The sequence below is a fragment of the Clostridium sp. CAG:221 genome, assembly GCA_000435835.1.
Classification (GTDB): domain Bacteria; phylum Bacillota; class Clostridia; order Clostridiales; family Clostridiaceae; genus Clostridium.
The window spans coordinates 1-21,420 of the sequence record FR883374.1 but is presented as its reverse complement, the minus strand read 5'-3'; the positions used below and the strand labels follow the sequence as shown (position 1 = coordinate 21,420).

General features: G+C 28.2%; 19 protein-coding genes and 1 tRNA gene. 4 read left to right on the top strand and 16 right to left on the bottom strand.

Features of this window, described 5'->3' with window-relative positions; translation table 11 throughout:
* Window positions 1-72 precede the first annotated feature (72 nt).
* The 4 genes from Q5O44_RS03015 to Q5O44_RS03000 all read right to left on the bottom strand — a co-directional run bounded on the left by Q5O44_RS03015 (window position 73) and on the right by Q5O44_RS03000 (window position 4,467).
* Window positions 73-1,365, bottom strand: coding sequence for a helix-turn-helix transcriptional regulator (locus Q5O44_RS03015; protein ID WP_022166912.1), 1,293 nt, complete (start codon window positions 1,363-1,365; stop codon window positions 73-75).
* A 400-nt stretch (window positions 1,366-1,765) separates the two neighbouring features.
* The gene (gene lgt / locus Q5O44_RS03010) at window positions 1,766-2,527 is read right to left on the bottom strand and encodes a prolipoprotein diacylglyceryl transferase (protein WP_022166911.1); all 762 of its coding nucleotides are present in this window, start codon (window positions 2,525-2,527) and stop codon (window positions 1,766-1,768) included.
* Window positions 2,528-2,538: 11 nt separating this feature from the next.
* On the bottom strand, window positions 2,539-2,982 hold the full coding sequence (locus Q5O44_RS03005) for a nucleoside deaminase (RefSeq protein WP_022166910.1): 444 nt from the start codon (window positions 2,980-2,982) through the stop codon (window positions 2,539-2,541).
* 246 nt (window positions 2,983-3,228) lie between these two features.
* The gene (locus Q5O44_RS03000) at window positions 3,229-4,467 is read right to left on the bottom strand and encodes an HlyC/CorC family transporter (RefSeq protein WP_291662670.1); all 1,239 of its coding nucleotides are present in this window, start codon (window positions 4,465-4,467) and stop codon (window positions 3,229-3,231) included.
* A 249-nt stretch (window positions 4,468-4,716) separates the two neighbouring features.
* Here Q5O44_RS03000 and Q5O44_RS02995 point away from each other — a divergent pair, with 249 nt between their 5' ends.
* Window positions 4,717-5,613: a DUF368 domain-containing protein gene (locus Q5O44_RS02995; protein ID WP_291662635.1), complete on the top strand. Its 897-nt coding sequence runs from the start codon at window positions 4,717-4,719 to the stop codon at window positions 5,611-5,613.
* A gap of 288 nt (window positions 5,614-5,901) precedes the next feature.
* Here Q5O44_RS02995 and Q5O44_RS02990 read toward each other — a convergent pair.
* Window positions 5,902-5,976 (bottom strand) — tRNA-Arg (locus Q5O44_RS02990).
* 56 nt (window positions 5,977-6,032) lie between these two features.
* Window positions 6,033-6,965, bottom strand: a complete 933-nt coding sequence (locus tag Q5O44_RS02985) for a staygreen family protein (protein ID WP_022166907.1) — start codon at window positions 6,963-6,965, stop codon at window positions 6,033-6,035.
* Between the two features lie 146 nt (window positions 6,966-7,111).
* Between Q5O44_RS02985 and Q5O44_RS02980 the strand changes: the two genes are divergently transcribed.
* Window positions 7,112-7,834: a 1-acyl-sn-glycerol-3-phosphate acyltransferase gene (locus Q5O44_RS02980; protein ID WP_022166906.1), complete on the top strand. Its 723-nt coding sequence runs from the start codon at window positions 7,112-7,114 to the stop codon at window positions 7,832-7,834.
* A gap of 48 nt (window positions 7,835-7,882) precedes the next feature.
* Here Q5O44_RS02980 and Q5O44_RS02975 read toward each other — a convergent pair whose 3' ends face one another.
* The gene (locus Q5O44_RS02975) at window positions 7,883-9,235 is read right to left on the bottom strand and encodes an MATE family efflux transporter (protein WP_022166905.1); all 1,353 of its coding nucleotides are present in this window, start codon (window positions 9,233-9,235) and stop codon (window positions 7,883-7,885) included.
* A 385-nt stretch (window positions 9,236-9,620) separates the two neighbouring features.
* Here Q5O44_RS02975 and Q5O44_RS02970 point away from each other — a divergent pair, with 385 nt between their 5' ends.
* Complete coding sequence (locus Q5O44_RS02970; RefSeq protein ID WP_022166904.1) at window positions 9,621-11,201, top strand: DEAD/DEAH box helicase; 1,581 nt, start codon at window positions 9,621-9,623, stop codon at window positions 11,199-11,201.
* 27 nt (window positions 11,202-11,228) lie between these two features.
* Here Q5O44_RS02970 and Q5O44_RS02965 read toward each other — a convergent pair whose 3' ends face one another.
* Both Q5O44_RS02965 and Q5O44_RS02960 read right to left on the bottom strand, forming a co-directional pair.
* A complete protein-coding gene (locus Q5O44_RS02965) occupies window positions 11,229-11,534 on the bottom strand; it encodes a hypothetical protein (RefSeq protein WP_022166903.1) in 306 nt (101 codons plus the stop codon).
* Window positions 11,535-11,652: 118 nt separating this feature from the next.
* Entirely contained in the window at window positions 11,653-12,579 is a 927-nt protein-coding gene (locus tag Q5O44_RS02960; RefSeq protein ID WP_022166902.1) for a polysaccharide deacetylase family protein, read from the bottom strand.
* Window positions 12,580-13,330: 751 nt separating this feature from the next.
* On the opposite strand from Q5O44_RS02960, the gene Q5O44_RS02955 reads away from it, so the two are divergent.
* Entirely contained in the window at window positions 13,331-13,804 is a 474-nt protein-coding gene (locus Q5O44_RS02955) for an aromatic acid exporter family protein (RefSeq protein WP_022166901.1), read from the top strand.
* Between the two features lie 48 nt (window positions 13,805-13,852).
* Here the strand turns inward: Q5O44_RS02955 and Q5O44_RS02950 are convergent, their stop codons facing one another.
* The 7 genes from Q5O44_RS02950 to Q5O44_RS02920 form a co-directional block, all read right to left on the bottom strand.
* Complete coding sequence (locus Q5O44_RS02950; protein WP_022166900.1) at window positions 13,853-14,032, bottom strand: hypothetical protein; 180 nt, start codon at window positions 14,030-14,032, stop codon at window positions 13,853-13,855.
* Between the two features lie 86 nt (window positions 14,033-14,118).
* Window positions 14,119-15,312, bottom strand: coding sequence for a dicarboxylate/amino acid:cation symporter (locus Q5O44_RS02945; RefSeq protein WP_022166899.1), 1,194 nt, complete (start codon window positions 15,310-15,312; stop codon window positions 14,119-14,121).
* 133 nt (window positions 15,313-15,445) lie between these two features.
* On the bottom strand, window positions 15,446-17,410 hold the full coding sequence (locus Q5O44_RS02940; protein WP_022166898.1) for a HAMP domain-containing sensor histidine kinase: 1,965 nt from the start codon (window positions 17,408-17,410) through the stop codon (window positions 15,446-15,448).
* A 152-nt stretch (window positions 17,411-17,562) separates the two neighbouring features.
* On the bottom strand, window positions 17,563-19,200 hold the full coding sequence (gene hcp / locus Q5O44_RS02935; protein ID WP_022166897.1) for a hydroxylamine reductase: 1,638 nt from the start codon (window positions 19,198-19,200) through the stop codon (window positions 17,563-17,565).
* A gap of 103 nt (window positions 19,201-19,303) precedes the next feature.
* Window positions 19,304-19,984, bottom strand: coding sequence for a Crp/Fnr family transcriptional regulator (locus tag Q5O44_RS02930; RefSeq protein ID WP_022166896.1), 681 nt, complete (start codon window positions 19,982-19,984; stop codon window positions 19,304-19,306).
* A gap of 126 nt (window positions 19,985-20,110) precedes the next feature.
* On the bottom strand, window positions 20,111-20,458 hold the full coding sequence (locus tag Q5O44_RS02925; RefSeq protein WP_022166895.1) for a zinc ribbon domain-containing protein YjdM: 348 nt from the start codon (window positions 20,456-20,458) through the stop codon (window positions 20,111-20,113).
* 94 nt (window positions 20,459-20,552) lie between these two features.
* Window positions 20,553-21,323, bottom strand: a complete 771-nt coding sequence (locus tag Q5O44_RS02920; protein ID WP_022166894.1) for an arginase family protein — start codon at window positions 21,321-21,323, stop codon at window positions 20,553-20,555.
* Window positions 21,324-21,420 lie beyond the last annotated feature (97 nt).

The window sequence follows — 21,420 nt, the reverse complement described above, 5'->3', positions numbered from 1 at the left end:
TATACTTTTACATTCTAACATAATTTTTTTACTTATTCAATAGAAAGATTTTCTTGATTTTTTTCCTAAAATTTATTGATGATTTAAAATGAAGCTTACAATTCCTTCAATACTCTCTTTATCATCCATAGCATTATAAAATCCTATAACTTTAAATATTAATGTATTATCATTATTTATGGCATTAGTTGATATCAATTCTAAAAGTTCATTCTTTATATTATCCACCTCATGAAGTGCTTTTTTCTTTTCAAAAATTTCAAAAAGATTTTCTAGAGCATCAGTGAGTATTTCATACTGTTTATTCCTTTTAGCACTATAAATAGCATGATTATAATATTCAGCGGCTCTTTCATCTTCACTAATGAATTTAAAGCCTTTTGCTAAACCTGAAAAAATCTCTGCTCCATGCTTTTCCTTATATAATTGCCTATTGGAGCTTATCAGCACTAAAGATTCATCAATATGCTTTCTAATATTTCTGTTATCTCTAAGAAGTATGTATATTCCTATTATATTTATATTAATGCAAAGAATTTTACTTTTATCTAAAGACCCAGCTCCTTCTTTAAGACTTTTGTAAACTTCTAAAGCATCCCTATAATACCTATTCTCCCTATAACATTGTCCCTTTAGCATATTTAAAGTAAATAAATATTCTTCAGATAACTCTTCATTAAATTCCTCAATACTTTCAATTTCATCTAAAGAAGAATCATATTCCTTCAGCAACATAAGTATTTCTGCCTTATTTAATAGAAGTTCTAGCTTTATATCCATAGAAATAAAAGATTCATTTTTAAGTGGTAACTTACAGAATTCCAACGCTTCCTTGTATTTATGATTAAGTTTGCAACAATTACTTAACTTTAGTATTAATATAGCTGCCATATCATCAATATTATCTTTTCTAATACTTTCAAAGGCTTTTATATAATATGTATAACTTTTATAATAGTCTTTTATCTCCTTATAAAGATCACCAATCTTTTCATATATACTTCTCTTTTTATCAGTAAGATCATAAATCATTAAGAACTCTTCAATTTCATCCACTAGCTGCAAGTTATCCACAGCTAAATTTTCTAAATACTTATCCACAACTCTTTCAGCTTGATACTCTTCACTTTCTAAAAGATATCTGGCACTTACGTGATAATCTATATTTCGCTCATTACAAGCCATATTAATATTATCAGCTATTACTTTAGCTACCTTTTCAGTTAAGGCCGCTTTGTCATTTTCAATGATACTTATTAAATTACGGGTAACTTCTCCCCCAGTAATTTCATGCTGTTTAAGCCCAAGCTCTTTTCTTATTTTCTTTATTTTCTTTCCTGAAGATAAAATTTCACCATAATCCATCTTTACTTATCCTTTCCTACACTTAGAAATTACTTTTTCAGCACAAAATTAAGTATACCATACCTTTTAAAAAAGTAAATTATTTTCTTTACCTTTATTTTTTTAATATTTTTATTATTAATTTTATTAATTATTTTTGTTATTATATTCCATAAATCAGTGAAAAAACGACTTTTTGTTGGTTTTTCTTATAAAAAGTAAAATTTTATTTTTACTTTTTATATTTTATGATTTTCACTATAAATTTTACTTATATAATCATATAAAAACAGCTCACTAAACAGAGGGAGATAAACAGCGTAGTAAAATATCAGTTTTAAAAATATAAAAAAAGGGAGGAATAAGTAGATTATAAAAATAAAATCTACTTATTCCTCCAAAGGTTAAATATTATATATTATTAGTTTTTCGCTTTCTTAATAGATGTAAATATTATAATTGCTCCTAAAATTATACCTAATATACTGATAAGTTGAGCCATTCTAAGGCCAGCAAACATTAAACTGTCAGTTCTAAGTCCTTCAATAAAGAATCTGGCAGAAGAATAAAGGATCAAATAAGCTCCTAAAACAATTCCATGCTGTTTTTTCTTTTTAAATAGGATGTAAATTAATATTAAACATATTAATACATCACAAATAGACTCATATAAAAAGGTTGGATGATAATATGCTCCATTTATCAACATGCCTTTTTGTATAAATTCAGGGAATTTACTAATAAAATCTGCTGAAACAGCCCCTCCATGAGCTTCTTGATTCATAAAATTGCCCCATCTTCCAATTCCTTGTGCTAAAACAACTGCTGGTATAACAACATCTATGTATTCCCAAAAGTTAAGCTTTTTAATCTTTAACACTATATATGCTGTCAGTGTTCCTGCTATAAGACCACCATGTATAGCTAACCCACCAGTTCTTATATTTATCATATCTGCAAATGAATTAAAGTTTTTAAACTCAAATGCTACATAATATGCTCTTGCACCTACTATTGCTATGGGAAAAGCCCATATGAATGCATCAACTATATCATCAAATGACACTCCCTTTTTCTTTGCTAACACACTGGATAATAAAAATGCAGCTAACACTCCTCCTGCAATAATTATCCCATACCATCTGATTTGTAATCCAAAAATCTCAAAAGCTACTGGATTCATTTCCTCACCACCTATTTTATTTTTCTTTTACTATTAAAGAATTCTGCTAATATTTTACTACATTCTTCATCATAGTTCCAATTAATCTGTACTTCTGCATTAAACATTTTATAATCTAAAAGGTTTAATATACTGCCACAAGCCCCCATATCCCTATTAAAGCTTCCTATATATAACTTTGATATCCTTGCATGAGCAATTGCTGACGTACACATGGCACAAGGCTCTAAAGTTACATACATCTCACAGCCATTAAGCCTCCAATCACCTATAACCTTACTGGCCATATCAATAGCTATCATTTCTGCATGAGCCATAGCATTCTTATTTGTTTCCTTTAAATTATGAGCTGCAGCTATTATATTTCCTTCCTTCACAATCACTGCTCCCACAGGTACTTCTCCCTTATTTAAAGCCTTTCTGGCCTCATCTAAGGCTATCTTCATATAATCCAAAATAACACCACCTTTTTTCAATGATGAATGATGAGTGATGAATGATGAGTGATGAATGATGAATTGATGAATAAACTCCTTACGGGAGTTTAGAAATATAATTATTAATTCATAATTTTTCATTCACTGACTTATAATTAAAATTTCAGAAATTCTGTAAGAATTTCACCTTTAATTCATCATTCGTAATTCATAATTCATCATTAAATTAAGGCTGTTGCATTTTTGCAACAGCCTCAATATTTATTAAGTAAAAATCCTTACTTTTTTAACTCTATTTTTATCTATTTCCTCTACGGTAAATTTGATATTATTTAAAGTAATTTCTTCATTTTGCTCTGGAAATCTTCCTAATTCTCCAATAAGTAGACCTCCTACAGAATCAAATTCTTCCGATTCCATGTTTACCCCTATAAGCTCACTGATAACATCAAGCTTAGCACTTCCATCAACAATATATTCATCTTCTTTGATAACTTCAATTTCCTTATTTTCATCATCATATTCGTCTTCTATATCGCCAAATACTTCTTCTATTAAATCTTCTATTGTAACAATCCCCACAGTTCCGCCATATTCATCTAAAACTACAGCTATATGGTTTCTTGTCTTCTTCATTTCTTTAAATAATTCTGCAATCTTTTTAAATTCGAAAGTATAATTAGGCTCTCTCATATAATCAGCAACTTTAAACTTTTCTTTATCTTGCTCTGCCATAATTAAATCTTTCACATTTAAGATTCCAACTATATCATCAATAGTTTGATTATATACTGGTATTCTAGAAAATTGCTCTTTTTTGATCACATCTAAAACTTCATCATAACTTGCTTCTAAATCTACCGCTATTATATCTACTCTTTGAACCATGACATCTTTTACTTGGGCATCTGCAAAGTCAAAAACATTGAAAATCATTTCTTTTTCAACATCTTCTAATACCCCTTCTTCTTCACTTACGCCAACCATGGTCTTGATTTCCTCTTCTGTTATAAATGGCTCATTAGCTTTAGGATCTCCACCTAATAACCTAATAAATATTGAAGCTACTCCTGTAAATAATATAATAAAAGGCTTTAGCACCTTAACAACTATATTAATAAATTTGCTTACAGCAAGTGATACACTTTCAGACTTTTGCTTTGCTATTGATTTTGGTGTTATTTCTCCAAAAATTAATACTATTACTGTTAGTCCTAATGTAACTATTCCAACTCCACCTTCGCCCCATTTAGCTACTGCAATTGATGTTGCCAATGAGGATGCTCCTATATTTACTATATTATTTCCTATTAATATTGCTCCTAATAATTTGTTGGGATCTTCTATTAGCTTTTCAACTAATTTCGCTCCTTTAACTCCTTCTTCCACCATATGTCTTACTCTTATTTTGCTTAAAGACATCAAAGCTGTCTCTGACATTGAGAAAAATGCTGATAGAAAAAGTAGAATTACAAGTATCGTTATCTGAACACTGGTGTCCAAAATCAAATCACACTCCTATGTTTTAATAAATTTTTTATTTAATTATATCATAACTTAAATTTTCATTGTATATTTTACCATATAAATAAACATAAAATTTACAATATACTTGCTTAATTAAATTTTTCTTAGTGTATTTATATTATTAAGAATTTTTAACTTTTATATTTATGGCAATACAATTATAATATTTAATTAAAGGAACTTTTATTCCTTTTTATTTTAATTTTTTACAATTTGAGGTGAATTATGATTATTCTTAATTTTATTAGAGGCTTCTGTATGGCCTTAGCAGATAGTGTTCCTGGAGTGTCAGGTGGTACTATAGCTTTCATATTAGGTTTTTATGATGATTTCATAAATTCTCTAAATACTTTAGTTTCTAAAGATCCATGGGAAGAAAAGAAAAAAGCTTTAATATTTTTAATTAAGCTTGGCTTTGGATGGGTAGTAGGACTAGGACTTTCTGTAGTATTTTTATCATCTATCTTTAATGACCACATTTATGCCATAAGTTCATTATTTACAGGGCTTATCATCGTAGCAATACCAATGATAATCAAACAAGAGAAAGATTCAATAATTGGGCAATATAAAAATATAATCTTTACTATTATCGGTATAACAATTGTTGCACTTATAACTTACTTTAACCCTGCTGCTGGCTCTGAAGGTGGATTAAACCTTTCAGTAAGCGGATTATCTATAGGCCTTGGTATTTTTGTATTTGTGGCTGGAATGATAGCAATATCAGCTATGGTTCTTCCTGGTATATCAGGTTCTACATTGTTATTAATCTTTGGACTTTATACAGGTATAATAAACGCAGTTAAAGAATTCCTTACTTTCAATTTTGAATACTTCCCAATATTAGTTATATTTGGACTTGGAGTTTTAACTGGTATAGTTTCAACAATTAAAATAATAAAAATTGAGTTAAAGAGACATAGATCTCAAACTATTTACTTAATTTTAGGACTTATGATAGGTTCTCTATATGCAGTATTTATGGGACCTACAACTTTAGAAGTAGCTAAACCTGCTATGAACTTAAGCACTTTTAACTTCGTATACTTCATTATTGGTGGAGCTATTCTTTTAGGACTTGAAAAAGGGAAAGACCTTTTAGAAAAAAGAGCTAAATAATTTAAGGTTAAATCAAATGATGAATTATGAATGATGAGTGATGAATTTATGTTCATAATTAAAAATTAAAACGCTGATTTAAAAAAACAAAGCTCAAACATAAGAGTTTTAACCTTAAATAAACAATAAAACTTTTCATAAAAAACAGCTAATGCATTTTGCATTAGCTGTTTTTTTATAAATTTAAAATAAAATTATTTTCGTTTCTTTAATTCATCATTCATAACTCATAATTCATCATTATCTAAGTTCGTCATTATCTAAATTTTTCATTTTACATTAAAAAAGTGGTACTCCCAACAGGAATCGAACCTGTATCTATCCCTTAGGAGGGGATTGTTCTATCCATTTAACTATAGGAGCATAACCACTACAATAACTATTTTATTATAACTTTTCTGTTATGTCAATTTTTTCTATTATTCAAATCTAGGATTTTTAGCCGATTTTACAGTAACTCTATTATTGTTAATTAAGAATGTTATTATGAGATTATCATATGGTGGAGGTACCCTTCCTGCCTTTATTCCCACTACTATTTCATATTGCTGCCTACATGGTCCATAGCTAGATATAACCCTTGCATTTAAAATTCTTCCTTGCCTTAAACAAAATGGAGTATTTTTGCCAAAACTTAAAAACACCTGATTTTCTATATAAGGAAAAAGCATATCCATTAAAGCTCTTTCAATGATTGAACATCTATTTTGTGGATTAACTGGAATTGGATACTGCATTCCAGGTGAAAATGGTGTTGGATAACTAACTAGGTTTCCTTCCATATCCATAGGTTGGAATTTTTCCATACTAATATTTTCTTGGCTAGTAGCTTTTTTTTCAATAGTATTATTCATGACACCCTTATTTTTCTGCCTATAATACCTACATTCATCAGCTTCTTTTACCTTATAATCTTTTACATATCCCCACTGTTCCACAGCACTATAATTTTTATTGCTAGATTTAAATTTGATAATTACCTTACTTTCATATAACTCTCCACAACCTAGAAGAAATTCTCTATCTCCATATATTATGGCTTTAATAGCCATTGGTAATTCATCTCTAAAAATTTTATTTCTTATGGCTAGTTTTTCTTCACCACCACAAGCATCTAAAAGCACTTCAAATCTTAAATAATATAAGTTATTCTCATCACAGTTCCAACATCCTAAGACTTCATCCCTTGATTCATTTACCTTGCTGTAATCATAATATTTTCCTATACTTAAAAACAACTCTCCAGTTTCATCACTATGAGTTAAAGTATATCTTCTAGGTATTATTGGTCCGCTCTTATCTATGTCAGTAGCAAAGACAACATTTAATTTTTCTTTATTAAAATCGCTCAAATTCATAACCTCTATTAAATTATCTTCATTGATAATATATGAAAAACTTCCAACTTTGCTTTTACTCTTTCTATACCATCTTTTGAATACATAATAAATTTATAGTATACTGTAAGAATGTACTAATAAAATAGGAGTGAATTATTATGATAAGAACAATTATTTGGTTTATATGGTTTTTCTTAAGTTTAATTATAAGTACTCCCTTCCTTCTAAGAGTTAAATATTTATCTAAAAAAGGACGAGTGGAAGAAAGCAATAATCTAACTAATAAATGTGCTCGTATATGGGCAAATTCATTACTTAAAATTGCAGGAGTAAAGGTAAATATACATGGATTAGAAAACCTTCCTAAAGACAGAACTGTTTTATATGTAGGAAATCATCAAGGAAACTTTGATATACCAATATACTTAACTTCAATTCCTAATCTAATTGGATTTATTTCAAAAATTGAAGTACAAAAAATCCCTCTAGTTACAGGATGGATGAATGCTCTGCATTGTGTATTTATGGATAGATCAAATGTAAGAAAATCAGGAGAAGCTATTATAAAAGGTATAAGAAACTTAAAAGCTGGTTTTTCAATAGTTATCTTCCCTGAAGGAACTAGAAGTAAAGGTGATAAAATGGCAGAATTTAAAGCAGGAAGCTTTAAGCTTGCCACAAAAGCAAAATGCCCTATAGTACCTATTACCATGAATGGTTCATACAAAATAATGGAGCATGGTAATGGACCATGGATAAAAAAAGCAACTGTAGACTTTTATATACATAAGATGGTTGAAACTGATGGTTTATCTAAAGAAGAATTAGAAGAGTTACCAGCAAAAGTTCAATCAATTGTAGCTAGCAAACTACCTCAATAATAAAAAATCTGTATAAGGGAAACTATAAACTCCCTTATACAGATTTTTTTAATTTATAACATTTTTTATCCACTTACATGATTTCAATCTAGAAATACTAAATGATAACTTAACAAGCTCTTCAGAGCAAATTAGGAAAAATACCACTTCCACTGGCATCTTTAATACTATAGCTGCAAAAAAGGCTATTGGTACTGCATAAAACCAAACTGTACCAAGTTGTACTAGCATTGTATATAAAGTATCTCCGCCACCTCTAAATACACCTATTATCAATACTGTATTAAAGAATCTTAAAGCTGAAAAAATTGCCATTATTCTTAATACTCTAATAGTATCTGCACATGCTTCTGCACTTACATCAAAAGGTTTCACTATTAATGGTGCTGCTATCCATATTATTATTCCTAAAATAAACCCTGCAATCGGTGCAAGAATACTAATCCTTTTAGAATAATCTATGGCTACATCTTCTTCTTCTGCTCCAATTTTATTTCCTATAATTATGGCTGCTGCTGCACCTAAGCCTGTACAAATAACCATAAACATATTATTTAACGTATTTGCTATTTGCATTGTAGCTACAGCTCTTGTGCCAATAAATGAATATGATACTGTATAAGCTGTCATACCTAGCGACCATACAAGCTCATTTAAAATTACAGAAGTTGAAACCTTAAAATAACCTTTTATATCTTTAAAACTAAAATCAAATAATTCTCTTACCTTTGCTGCTACTATATTCTTACCTATATAAACATTACCAAGAATATATATAAATTCTATTATTCTGGCAATGGTCGTTGCTAAAGCTGCTCCTGCCACCCCCATTTTTGGTGCTCCAAGATTACCAAATATAAATACCCAGTTTAATACTGCATTACATAAAACACCTATTAAACTAGCATACATAGGTATAGATGGCTGTCCTGTACTTCTTAGTGCTGAAGAAAGACATTGACTTAAGTTAACAAATATTGTACTTATAGCTACAATTCTTAAATATTGTGAACCTAACTGTATTACTTCAATATCATTTGATAATATTCCCATTATTTTATGAGGAAAAATAAAGGCTGCCAAACCAAATATCATTGTTGCAATAAATCCAATAGTAATATCAATTCCTAACATCTTCTTTATGTCTTTAACATTTTTCTTACCCCAAAACTGAGCCATAAATATATTGGCTCCTGCATTTATACCCATTATACATAAAGTAAATATAAAGAAATATTGATTTGCTAATCCTACTGCTGCTATAGGAGTTTCTCCTAATTTACCAATCATGAGGTTGTCCACTAGATTTAATGACGTTGTTATTAAATTTTGTAATGCAATAGGAATTGCCAATGTAAGCATTGCTTTTAAAAATACCTTATCTTCTAAAATTTTTCCCATTTTTTCTCACCTTTCACAATTTTCTTTTAAAAAAATAGAGCAAATGGGTAGTATTTAAGCCGCCCATCTGCTCTATTAACACAATAACACAATATCCAATAATTTTATGCTGTCGCATAATGACTATTTTCAATTTGTTATTTTGAACTATTTTCCTCTACTTGTCAACTACATGACTATTTATTTTTTTATTTTTCTGCAAATAAATTCATTTTTACTTACTAATTTTAGTATTTTTTAATTTTTACAATAAATACTTAGTGCATAAATTATTGTTTTACTATATACTAAGATAAGTTATAAAAATAGTTGTACTGAATAATTATTTTAATTAGTAGATTAAAATTTATAAATAAAAATATATTTAAAAGAAAGAGGATACTATATGACTAAATTAACATTTAATGACTTAGGATTGAAAGAGGGATTATTAAAAGCTGTAACAGATTTAGGCTTTACTACTCCATCAGATATCCAAGCTGAAGCTATTCCAGTAGCTTTAAAAGGGCAAGATATAATTGGCCAAGCTCAGACAGGTACTGGAAAAACAGCTGCTTTTGGACTTCCAATGCTAAACAACATAACTAACAGAAAAGCAATAAGTTCAATTATATTAGCACCAACAAGAGAATTAGCTATACAAGTTCACGATGAATTAGTTAAACTTGCAAAGTATGAAAAATTAAACGTAGTTGCTGTTTACGGTGGTGCACCAATACACAATCAAATAAGAGATATAAAGAGAGCTAACATAGTAGTTGGAACTCCTGGAAGAGTTTTAGACCACATAAGAAGAGGTACTTTACCTTTAGATTCAGTTGAATTCTTAGTATTAGATGAAGCTGATGAAATGTTAAACATGGGATTCATTGATGATATGGAAGAAATAATGAAGAGTATTCCTGAAGAAAGACAAACTCTTTTATTCTCTGCAACAATGCCTGCTCAAATCAAAAAATTAACTAAGAAGTATTTAAAAGAAGATTCTGTACATATTGTTATCGCTAGAAAAGAACTAACTGGATCAACAATTACACAAAACTTCTTTGAAGTTAATAATAGTGAAAGATTTGAAACTTTATGCAGATTAATAGATTTCGATAATCCATCTGCTGGTATCATCTTCTGTAAGACTAAAAAAGGTGTTGATGATTTAGTTTCATCTATGCAAAGCAGAGGATACATGGTTGAAGGAATGCACGGAGATATGTCTCAAATCCAAAGAATGAAGACTTTAGCTAAGTTTAAGAACGGATCATTAAAATTCTTAGTTGCAACAGATGTTGCTGCTAGAGGAATCGACGTTGATGGAGTAACTCACGTATTTAACTATGAATTACCACAAGACATCGAATCTTATGTTCACAGAATTGGTAGAACTGGTAGAGCAGGAAGAACTGGTACTGCTTACAGCATAATTTCACCAAGAGAATTTGGCTTCTTAAACCAAATTAAAAAAGTAACTAAGAGTAATATAGTAAAAAAATCTGTACCTACAGTTGAAGAAATATATAACAATAAATTTGCTATACTTTTAGATGAAGTAAGTACAATAATCGAAGGTAATACTGATACTTCAAGATTCACAAAGATTGCAGAAGAACTTACAGAAAAATATAATGCAACAGATGTAATTGCATCATTAATACAAAATCAATTTAAAAATAAATTATCATTTGATTATAAAAACAACGAAATAGCTTCTCCTAAGAAAGAAGATGTTAGATTATTCTTCTCAGCTGGTAAGAGAGATGGATTAACAATAAAATTATTACTAAACTATATCAAAGATAATGCTAAAGTTGGCGGACGTCAAATAAGAGATATAGATATATTAGAAAACTTCACATTTGTAAATGTTGATTACAGCATTCACAAGCAAATACTTGAAAAATGCTCTGGAAAGAAAATTAACAAGAGAAAAGTAAATGTAGAAGTTGCTAACAAAAACAGAAAAAGAAGATAATTTCTATAAAAAAAGATAAAGAAGTTTTTACTTCTTTATCTTTTTTTCTACACCTTCTAATAAATATTCTAAATGAGAGACATCTGCATTTTCCCTCTTAAGCATTTTTATTCTTTCTTTGGCTTTAGATATAGTTTCTTTAGCTTCTTGAAAATCCTTACCTTTTGCTGCATTACTAGCATAAGATATAAGATAATCAACCTTTAACACTAATTCTGCCAAATCTTCTCTTTCATCATTTACTAAATCACATAAAAGACTATATATCTTTGGTGTTGTATTTCTCTTAGAATCTCTTAATAAATCATTATTTGTGCTATTATATTTTGCCATATGGTTACCTCCATAACTGTCATCCTAATAAAATATCTATTACTTTCACTAAAAATAACCAGCTATTATCTAATATTATTATTACCAAATATATTAAATTAATTATGTCATATGATTTTTATTCTGTAAATGGAGAAAAAATACTAATAAAACTATCCATAGACATAGGTGATATTCTCACTCTTTTCAAAGTATATAAACCATCATTTATACTTGAAAAGCCATATTCAGTAGTTACTGCTGCCTTAATTCCAAGCTGGGCATCTAAACTCACAGTAGTATCATCATATTTACCTGCTGGATAACATAAAAACTTACTTTCTACTCCAATATTTTCTTTAAGGAATGTTTGTCCATCCTCTATGGTCATCCTTTGATCTTCCAAGGATGCTCCCCCTAATTCAAAGTGATATGCAGTATGATTTTCTATTTCCATGCCATATTCTTTCATTTCTTTCAACATATCTGTATTCATATAGTAACCATCTTTATCAGTATTATTGGTTATTATAAAAAATGTTGCCTTCATACCGTACTTTTTTAAGATAGGATATGCTTCTGTATAATTATCAGCATAGCCGTCATCAAAAGTTATAGCTACAGGTCTTACTGGCACCTTACCTGTTTCAAAGGCTTCATATACTTCTTCTAAGGACATTGTAGTAAATCCATTATTATTAAGCCAAGCCATTTGTTCATTAAAGAGTTCTGGTGCCACCATCAAACTATTATCTGGATAATCTGCACATATGGAATGATACATTAAAATTGGAATGCTCACTTCTTCTGGTGCAATGTTTATATACTCCACAACCTCTGCCTCATCTTGCTCTTCTACCGGTTCTTCTACTACTTCGGTAACACCTTCTTCATTATCTGAAGAGCTAGAAGCTTCACTTTCTTCGTTATCTGTACTATCTTGCTTTTCTGCTTTAGTAGAATAATATTTATTCTCACTATTTTTTTCCTTTATAATCAGTACACTTGCTATAATAAATATCATAGCAACTAAAATTAAAAAAAATCTCTTTTTATTTTTTCTCATAAATTCCTCCCATACAAATTACTCCTATAAATCTTATTATATTTTTTGATTTTTGTAAATTAATCTAGCAAAAGCAAACTGCAAGTTTTATAGCTAATAATTGCATATATTTTCTTTTAGTATTTAATGCAATATTTTTCACTTATTTAAACTTTATTATATATAAATATATAGATTTTTTATTTTCTTTAATTTTACTTTTTACCACTTAATTTTTTATTATAATTTAATTTTATTGTATTATAATTTACTTTTATATACTTTTATGTAAATTTTATTATTTTTATATTTCATATTCTTAATTTCCAAAAAGTTATATTATTTTTCAGAATTTTAAAAATATTTTGATATTTGAATTTATCATTATATATTTATTCATTGACAAAAATTGCTTGAAATTTTTCTATTTTTTATAGAGGGAGCAACATAAGAAATACTATATATTTCAATTTTTTGTAAATTCATGTTGGATCTATATTTTTCTACATTTTATAAGCTAAAAATAATTATTTTTTCAATATTTTAAGCATTTTGTACCATTAATGTAAAATCATATATCCATGTTAATTTTAAAAACAGATGGAGAGATATTATTAAATTCTAGCTTCTATTTAAACTTAAAAATGAGCTATAAACTTCTTATATATTAGTCCTTAATTACTCAACTTTTTTTGATTTTTTTAATATTTTATTAAATATTTTATTTTTCTAATATATAATGGTATATATTGAATTTTTTAGGGGGGTTTTTATGAGAAATTACAATATTCCTAAAATAGGTATGAGAAATATTAAAACAGCTATTTCGGTGTTTATATGTATTGCACTTTTTAACTTATTTAAAAGGGACAATGCATTTTATGCATGTATAGCTGCTGTAATCTGTATGAAGGATACTTATGAAAATAGCTTATCTATTGGTATTAATAGATTGCTTGGAACCTTTTTAGGTGGTTTATTGGGAATTATTACTATTTATTTGCTATCCTTCTTACCTAACATATCAACTCCAAATGCATTAATAACTGCATTTGGAACTATTATTGTTATACATACATGTACACTGCTTAAGAAACCTGCAGCTGTAACAATTGCCTGTATTGTTTTCATAAGCATAATGATTAATTATCCTGGAATAGCTTCTTATTTTTATGCTATAAATAGAACTTTTGATACTGCCATAGGTATTATTATTGCTATACTTATCAATAAATATATAGATTAAAAAACAGCCAGAGAGTAAGATATTAATCCTGCTCTCTGGCTGTTTTTATTATTTTTCTTGTAAAATCTTCTTTAATTTATTTTGAACTAACCATAATTTTTTTTGCTTTCTGTTATATGCCACAAGCTTATTTTTATTATTTCTACTTTCTTCCATAAGCTTAATATATTTTTCATCTGCAATATTTAATGCATCTTCAATTACTAAAAGTTCTTCTTTAGTAAACATATCTAGTCCTCCATTCATTAAATAATCAATTAATAGTTACCCTTAATTATATCATTATTTTAACTAAAATATTGTTTAAAATGAATTTAAGCAGATTCTAACTCTACATTACTTTCATTATCTTTCTTATTTATAAGATAATCTACAATTACAGCAATTGCTCCATCCCCAGTTATATTAGTAGCTGTTCCAAAGCTATCTTGTGCTGCGTGAAGAGCTATCATTATAGGCTTTTCTATACTACCAAAGCCAAACATTGTTTCTAATAATCCAAGTGCCGCCATAACACCACCTCCTGGTACTCCTGGTGCTGCAATCATTGTAACTCCAAGCATAAAGATAAATGGTATCACTTGAGATAATGTTGGAACTTGTCCATTCATATACATCACAGCCATTGAAGTTATTACTAAGGTTATTGTATCTCCTGCCAAATGTATTGTTGCTCCTAAAGGAACTACAAACTCTGCTATTTCCTCACCAACATTATTACTTTTTACACATTGAAGCGTTACTGGAATAGTAGCTGCTGATGATTGTGTTCCCATTGCTGTAAAATATGCTGGTAGCATATTTTTTATCAATTTAAAAGGATTTTCCTTCTTTATTACTGACGCTATACTATATTGAATTAATATATATATAGCTTGTAATGAAAATAATACTGCATATACTATGGCAAAAGACTTAAGAGTAGTAAATATTTCTCCACTAAAGCTTAACTTTGCAAAAATACAACAAATATATATTGGCACTAAAGGGATCAATACATTAGTAACTATCATAAGCACTATTGAATTAAACTCTTCAAAAACCTTTAATAAAGAACTATCTTTTACTTTTGATATGCCAATACCTAAAATAAAAGCTAGGACTAAAGCAGACATAACCCCCATTATAGCTGGTATATCTATTGTAAAGTATGCAGCAACTTCAATTGCTGTTTCTTCTGCTAATGTTCCTTGTTTAATTAAATTAGGAAGGATTGTTGCCCCTGCTAAATATGCCAATAACCCTGCTACTATTGTTGAAACATACGCTATGATTGTTGTAATCAATAATCCCTTGCCAGATTTTTTACCTAAAGTAGCTATCCCAGGTACTATAAATCCTATTATTATTAACGGAATGACAAAAGATAAGAAGCTACCAAAAATGCTACTAAAGGTAACTGCTAATCTTACCGGCCACAAAAGACCAATACTTTTACATCCTAACCCTAAAATAATTCCTAAAAATAAACAAACAAATATCCTTGAAATTAAAGACATTTTTTTCATAAATACCCCCTTTTGTACTCCTATCATGCACATTCGTTTTCTTGTTATTTACAATATACATTGTATAGAAATTTATGTCAATTATTTTTTAATAAAAAAGCTATTAAGTGACTTTCCTTAACAGCTTTTTTCTCTATAAATCAGATAGCTCTATCTTAATAATACGGTTAAGCTCATCTTCATCCATATGATTAATATTATGTAAATCATTTTTTATTATTACTATGGGAATAGTTATAATAAATGTACTTCCTTTTTCAACTTCACTAACTACTGAAATACTTCCATTATGTAGTTCTATAAACCCTTTAGCTATATATAAGCCTAATCCACTACCTTCATGGTCTACATTAAGATTAGATACTGACTGTACTCTTTTGAATTTATCAAATATTTTTTCCTTCATATCTTCATTAATGCCTATTCCGTTATCAGTTACCTTTATTACTACCTCTTCATCTTCTCTTCTCATCTCAACACAAATATCTCCTTTTTCTTTAGAGAACTTAATGGAATTTGATAGTAATATTAGAATTACTCTAACAATTTTTTCTTCATCTATAGCAGTAATTATTTCTTCTTCTTCAGTGTTAAATATTATTTCTATATTCTTATCTTTTGCTATATCAACTATAGATAACACTACTTCTTCTACTAAATATACTATATTGCTATTTTCAAATTTAATATCCATATAACCTATTTCTAATTTACTTGAATCAATTATATTATTTACATATCTTATGAGCCTATAGGAATTTTTCATAATAAATTGAAGCTTTTCATAAAAAATTTTCTTATCAAACTGACCTATAATTGTTTTTTCCATTAGCAATCCTCCTGAACTTAATATGATATTAAGTGGTGTTCTAAGCTCATGAGATAAGGTAATTATAAAATCTGTCTTAATCTTATGTCTTTCTTCTGATTCAATAAGCAATAGCCTGTTTTCTCTAGCCTTTATTTTATTTTTATAATAAAGATATATTAAAAATACTATGGACATAGATAAAGTAACTACTATTGCCCAGACAATTACTACTAAGTAATGAGGCAAAAGTAAATCTAAAGGACCTTTATTGATATAAACAGTATTTTTAGGAAGTTTTAAGGGATTTATCCTATACTCTTTCATTACTTTATAATTAAATACAGAAGTACTGAATATATTATAAATTGGAATTATACTTATACTTTCAAATTGATTTAGAAAATTTTCCATTAAAAGTACAGCTCTTCTTCCTAGTTTCTTTCCATCATTTATTACACCACCAATAGCACCAGCTTCTACATAATGTTCTAGCTTAGTGTATAGTGGTGAATTAGTTGTTTCCTTAATGGCATTTATAACCTCTTCAGAAGATAAACTGCTATTATTGGATCCAATATATGTACCGCATAAATATATAGCTGATTTATTTTCATCTATTTCTCTTAATGAATTTAGTATTTCACTTAAATAACAATTCTCTATAAAATGTGCATTAAAAGGTGGCATATCTAGTGAATAAAATGCTAATATATTTTCTTTAATAGTTTTAGAATATATACTAGTATCTAATAAAATGTAAATATCCTTTGTTTTCTTATTTTGTTCAAGGATTGTTTCTAACATTAATGAATTATCTTGATACTCCATAAGCCCTGTCATATAAAAACTTTCCTCTAATGATAAGGCCACATAATTATTTACTCCCACAAATACTATTGGCTTTTTATAAAAAAACATATCTTCTTTAAAAAGATTTTTCCTTAGAAGATTAAAAGCTTCATCATCAATGGCCAAAATACAATCTATTTTATCTTCTTTATATTTAAGATTAAGTAAATTTAAAAAGCTATCACCATATATTTCTGAACTGCTAGCTTTACTATCAAGATATTCTATTTTTATAATTGCTCCTGGTGATATCTTTTCTTTAACTCCGCTGATAACTGACATTTCCCACTTATTTTCAGCATCGTATGATGCTACAATCAATATGTTTCTTTCTTCATCTACCACTAACTTAGCAAAAGCTACTGAATTGCTAAATATGAAAAATACCTGTAAAAATATAATAAGAAATAATGCATTGTGTATTTTTTTTCTTAACATAATATACTCCAATAATATATACTTTTATAAAATATCTATTAAGACTATATTATGTATATTTTAGTTTTTTAATACATATGTTTCCTCATAAGTATCACTAAAAGAAACCCCTTGGTAAATAACCAAGAGGTTTCTTTTGTTAATGCAATATATTACATGTTCATAAACATTTCTATATCATCTTCAACATTAGTTATTCCACCAATACCAAAGTTTTCAACTAATACTTTAGCTACGTTAGGTGAAAGGAATGCTGGAAGCGTTGGTCCTAAGTGAATATTTTTCACTCCTAAGTATAGTAATGATAATAATACTATTACTGCTTTTTGTTCATACCAAGCAATATTAAATGCTATTGGTAAATCATTTATATCTTCAAGTTCAAATATTTCTTTTAATTTTAAAGCTATTAAAGCTAATGAGTATGAATCGTTACATTGTCCTGCATCTAATACTCTTGGAATTCCGTTAATATCTCCAAGATCTAATTTGTTATATTTATATTTAGCGCATCCAGCAGTTAAGATAACTGTATCCTTTGGAAGAGCTTTAGCAAAATCAGTGTAGTAGTTTCTTGACTTAGCTCTACCATCACAACCTGCCATTACGAAGAATTTCTTAATAGCTCCTGTCTTTACCGCTTCAACAACTGCATCTGCTAAAGCAAATACTTGGGCATGAGCAAATCCACCAACAATTTCTCCAGTTTCAATTTCAGTTGGAGCTTTACATTTCTTAGCATGTTCTATTATTGCTGAGAAATATTTGTTATCTTCGCTTTCACCTTTGATATGAGTACATCCTACATATCCAGCTGCTCCAGTTGTATATACTCTATCTTTGTATGAGTCCTTAGGTGGTACTATACAGTTAGTAGTCATAAGAATTGGTCCATTAAAGCTTTCAAATTCTTCTTTTTGTTTCCACCATGCATTACCATAGTTTCCTACTAAGTGAGAATATTTCTTTAAATGTGGATAGTAATGTGCTGGTAACATTTCTGAGTGAGTGTATACATCTACTCCTGTACCTTCTGTTTGTTTTAATAATAATTCTAAATCTTTTAAGTCATGTCCTGATACTAAGATACCTGGATTATTTCTAACTCCAATATTTACTTTAGTTATTTCAGGATTTCCATAAGTTTCAGTGTTAGCTTGGTCTAATAATGCCATACCATCAACACCAACTTTACCTGTTTCTAAAGTTAAAGCTATAAGTTCGTCTATTGTTAAAGAATCATCTAATAACTTAGCTAATGTGCTTTGCATGAAAGCATTAACTTCTTCACTATCATATCCTAAAGCATTAGCATGCTTCATGTATGCTGACATACCTTTTAATCCATAAGTTATAAGTTCTCTTAAACTTCTAACATCTTCATCTTTAGTTGCTAAAACTCCTATATCAGACTTCTTGTCCATTTCTTCATTTGAAGATGCATCCCATAAAGCTGCTTCTGATAAGTTTGCTGTATCTTTTAACTTTGCCATAAGTTCATTCTTAACATTTAAAGTTTCTCTAACTCTGCTGTAGAATACTTCATCATCAAAGTTTGCATTAGTTATTGTTGTAAATAAATTAATAGTTATTAAGTGATTAACTGCTCCATCTATAGCTTGTCCTTCAGCTCTTAATCTAGTTGTTATCTCACTTAACCCTTTAGTTGTATATATTAAAAGGTCTTGCATTCTAGCTAAATCTGGGCTTTTTCCACAAACACCAAACTTAGTGCAACCTGTACATCCTGCTGTTTCTTGACATTGAAAACAAAACATTTTATTTTCCATTTCTTAAACCCCCGTAAAATTAATTTTCAAAATATATACTATATAATACCCTATAATTAAAATAAAATATGTAACATTTGTTACAAAGTTTATTTTCATTTTTTCAATGAAAAAGTATTTCTTCTAATTTATCTATATCTAATATAGTTATATTATTCCTATCAAAATCTATAATTTTTTCTTTTCTAAGCTTAATTAATTCTCTTGATAAAGAAGGTCTCGGAATTCCTATAAAATTTGCTATTTCTTCTTTGTTCATTTTTAAATTTACTATTAGTTGTTTTTGTGATTTATATTCTTGCAAAATATAATCTGCAACTTTTTGCTTTATATTTTTTAAAGAAATACTTTTAATCTTATTATTAAGTACAATAACTTTATCACTTAAAAGCATCAGAAAATTTTCTAATATAATATCATTTAAAGAAAATAATTTTATGATGTCCTCTTTATTTAAATACCCTACTATACAATTACTATTTGCCATTACTGTTACAGGATACGTAGTAGTTTTAGAAAAAATAAGTGCCTCTCCAAATACATCACCACAAGAAAGCTTCTTCATTACTATAGATTTACCACTAGGATATATTCTTTCTATATTAGCTGTTCCTTGTAATACTAAACCTATAGCATTACAGTTATCATCTTCCTGTGAAATTATAGAACCTTTAGGATATCTCTCTATATAATAATTTAAATGTTTTAATAATTCTTCTAATTCTTCTCCACTAATACCAGAAAAAAGTGCATTATCTTTAATATTATTTATTATTTCTTTCATTTTTCACCACTCTTATCTTTTGTTTTAATTATAGTATACTACTTTTTTATTATTACATATAAAAAAACCGTATTAATATGAACTTTATTTCTGAAGCATTAAGTTCTTATTAATACGGAATCTTTTCTATATTTTTTTAACTACTGATGATTTTAATTTCATAGCTCCAAAACCATCTATTTTACAATCAATATCATGTCCATCAGATACACCATAAAGTAAACGTATATTTTTTACTTTTGTACCTTGCTTTAATGCTGATGAAGCACCTTTAACTTTAAGGTCTTTTATTATTGTAACTGTATCTCCATCGTTTAATACATTTCCATTAGCATCTTTTATTACTTCTTGCTCTTCTCCTGCAGCTTCTGAACCAGCAGTCCACTCATAAGCACATTCAGGACATACTAAAAGATTTCCATCTTCATATGTATATTCTGAATTACATTTAGGGCAATTTGGTAATTTATCCATTATTCATTCCTCCAATAATTTTCATTTGTAATTATATAATTACAATTAATATCTGCAAAAATACAGAAATATATAAGATTCTGCTTATATTCTTTTATATACTATCATACTCTTTTAATATTGACAAACCAGCCTCATGCCAACAGAAGTTCAAAATCTCTGAATTAACCATATCATTATTTTTAATAAACTTCATTTTACTTTCCTGATTTTCACCACATATATCTATACCTATTACATCTTTATTTTTTATTATCTTATACAATATTAACTTTAGCCTATTAAGACTCATCTTTCCTTGATCCCATGATGTATTAACAGTTTCTTTATTCAATACATCCTTATCTATGGATATATATACAGGAAGGTTATCTAAATCAATTAAAAGATTATCTTGTTCACTCCATTTTGCTACTTCTTCTTCACAAATACAAATGACTTTATCTAAGTATTCTTTAGGAATAGCTTCTTTTTGTTCTTTACTTAATCCTATGATAAGTACTTTTTTAATAAAGGTGTTACTTTTTATTTCCTCCATGAGCCATGAACCACAGGATAAAATGTCACCAAAGGCAGGTCTCATCATATCTGAGTGATGATCAAATACCACCAATATAAAATCTTCAACTATCTTCTCAAGCCATAAATGACTTATATAATGATAATTTCCTGAATCAATAAAATGAATTCCTTCTGCCTTAATAGCTTGTACTTTTTCTTTTAATACTACTAATGCAGATTCATCACAATATCCATTGGTACCAATAATATTTGTACAATCAACCCAATTATACTCTTCACTTAAATAAAATTTTTCATTTTCATATACATGAGAGAAATTCATCACTGTTAAAAGCTTATCCATAAATTATCTCCTTTAAACACCCCTTTATATCATATTTTACCATATTTTCCATTATATTGATAAGCTTTAATAAGAATTCAATGTACTTCATTTAAAT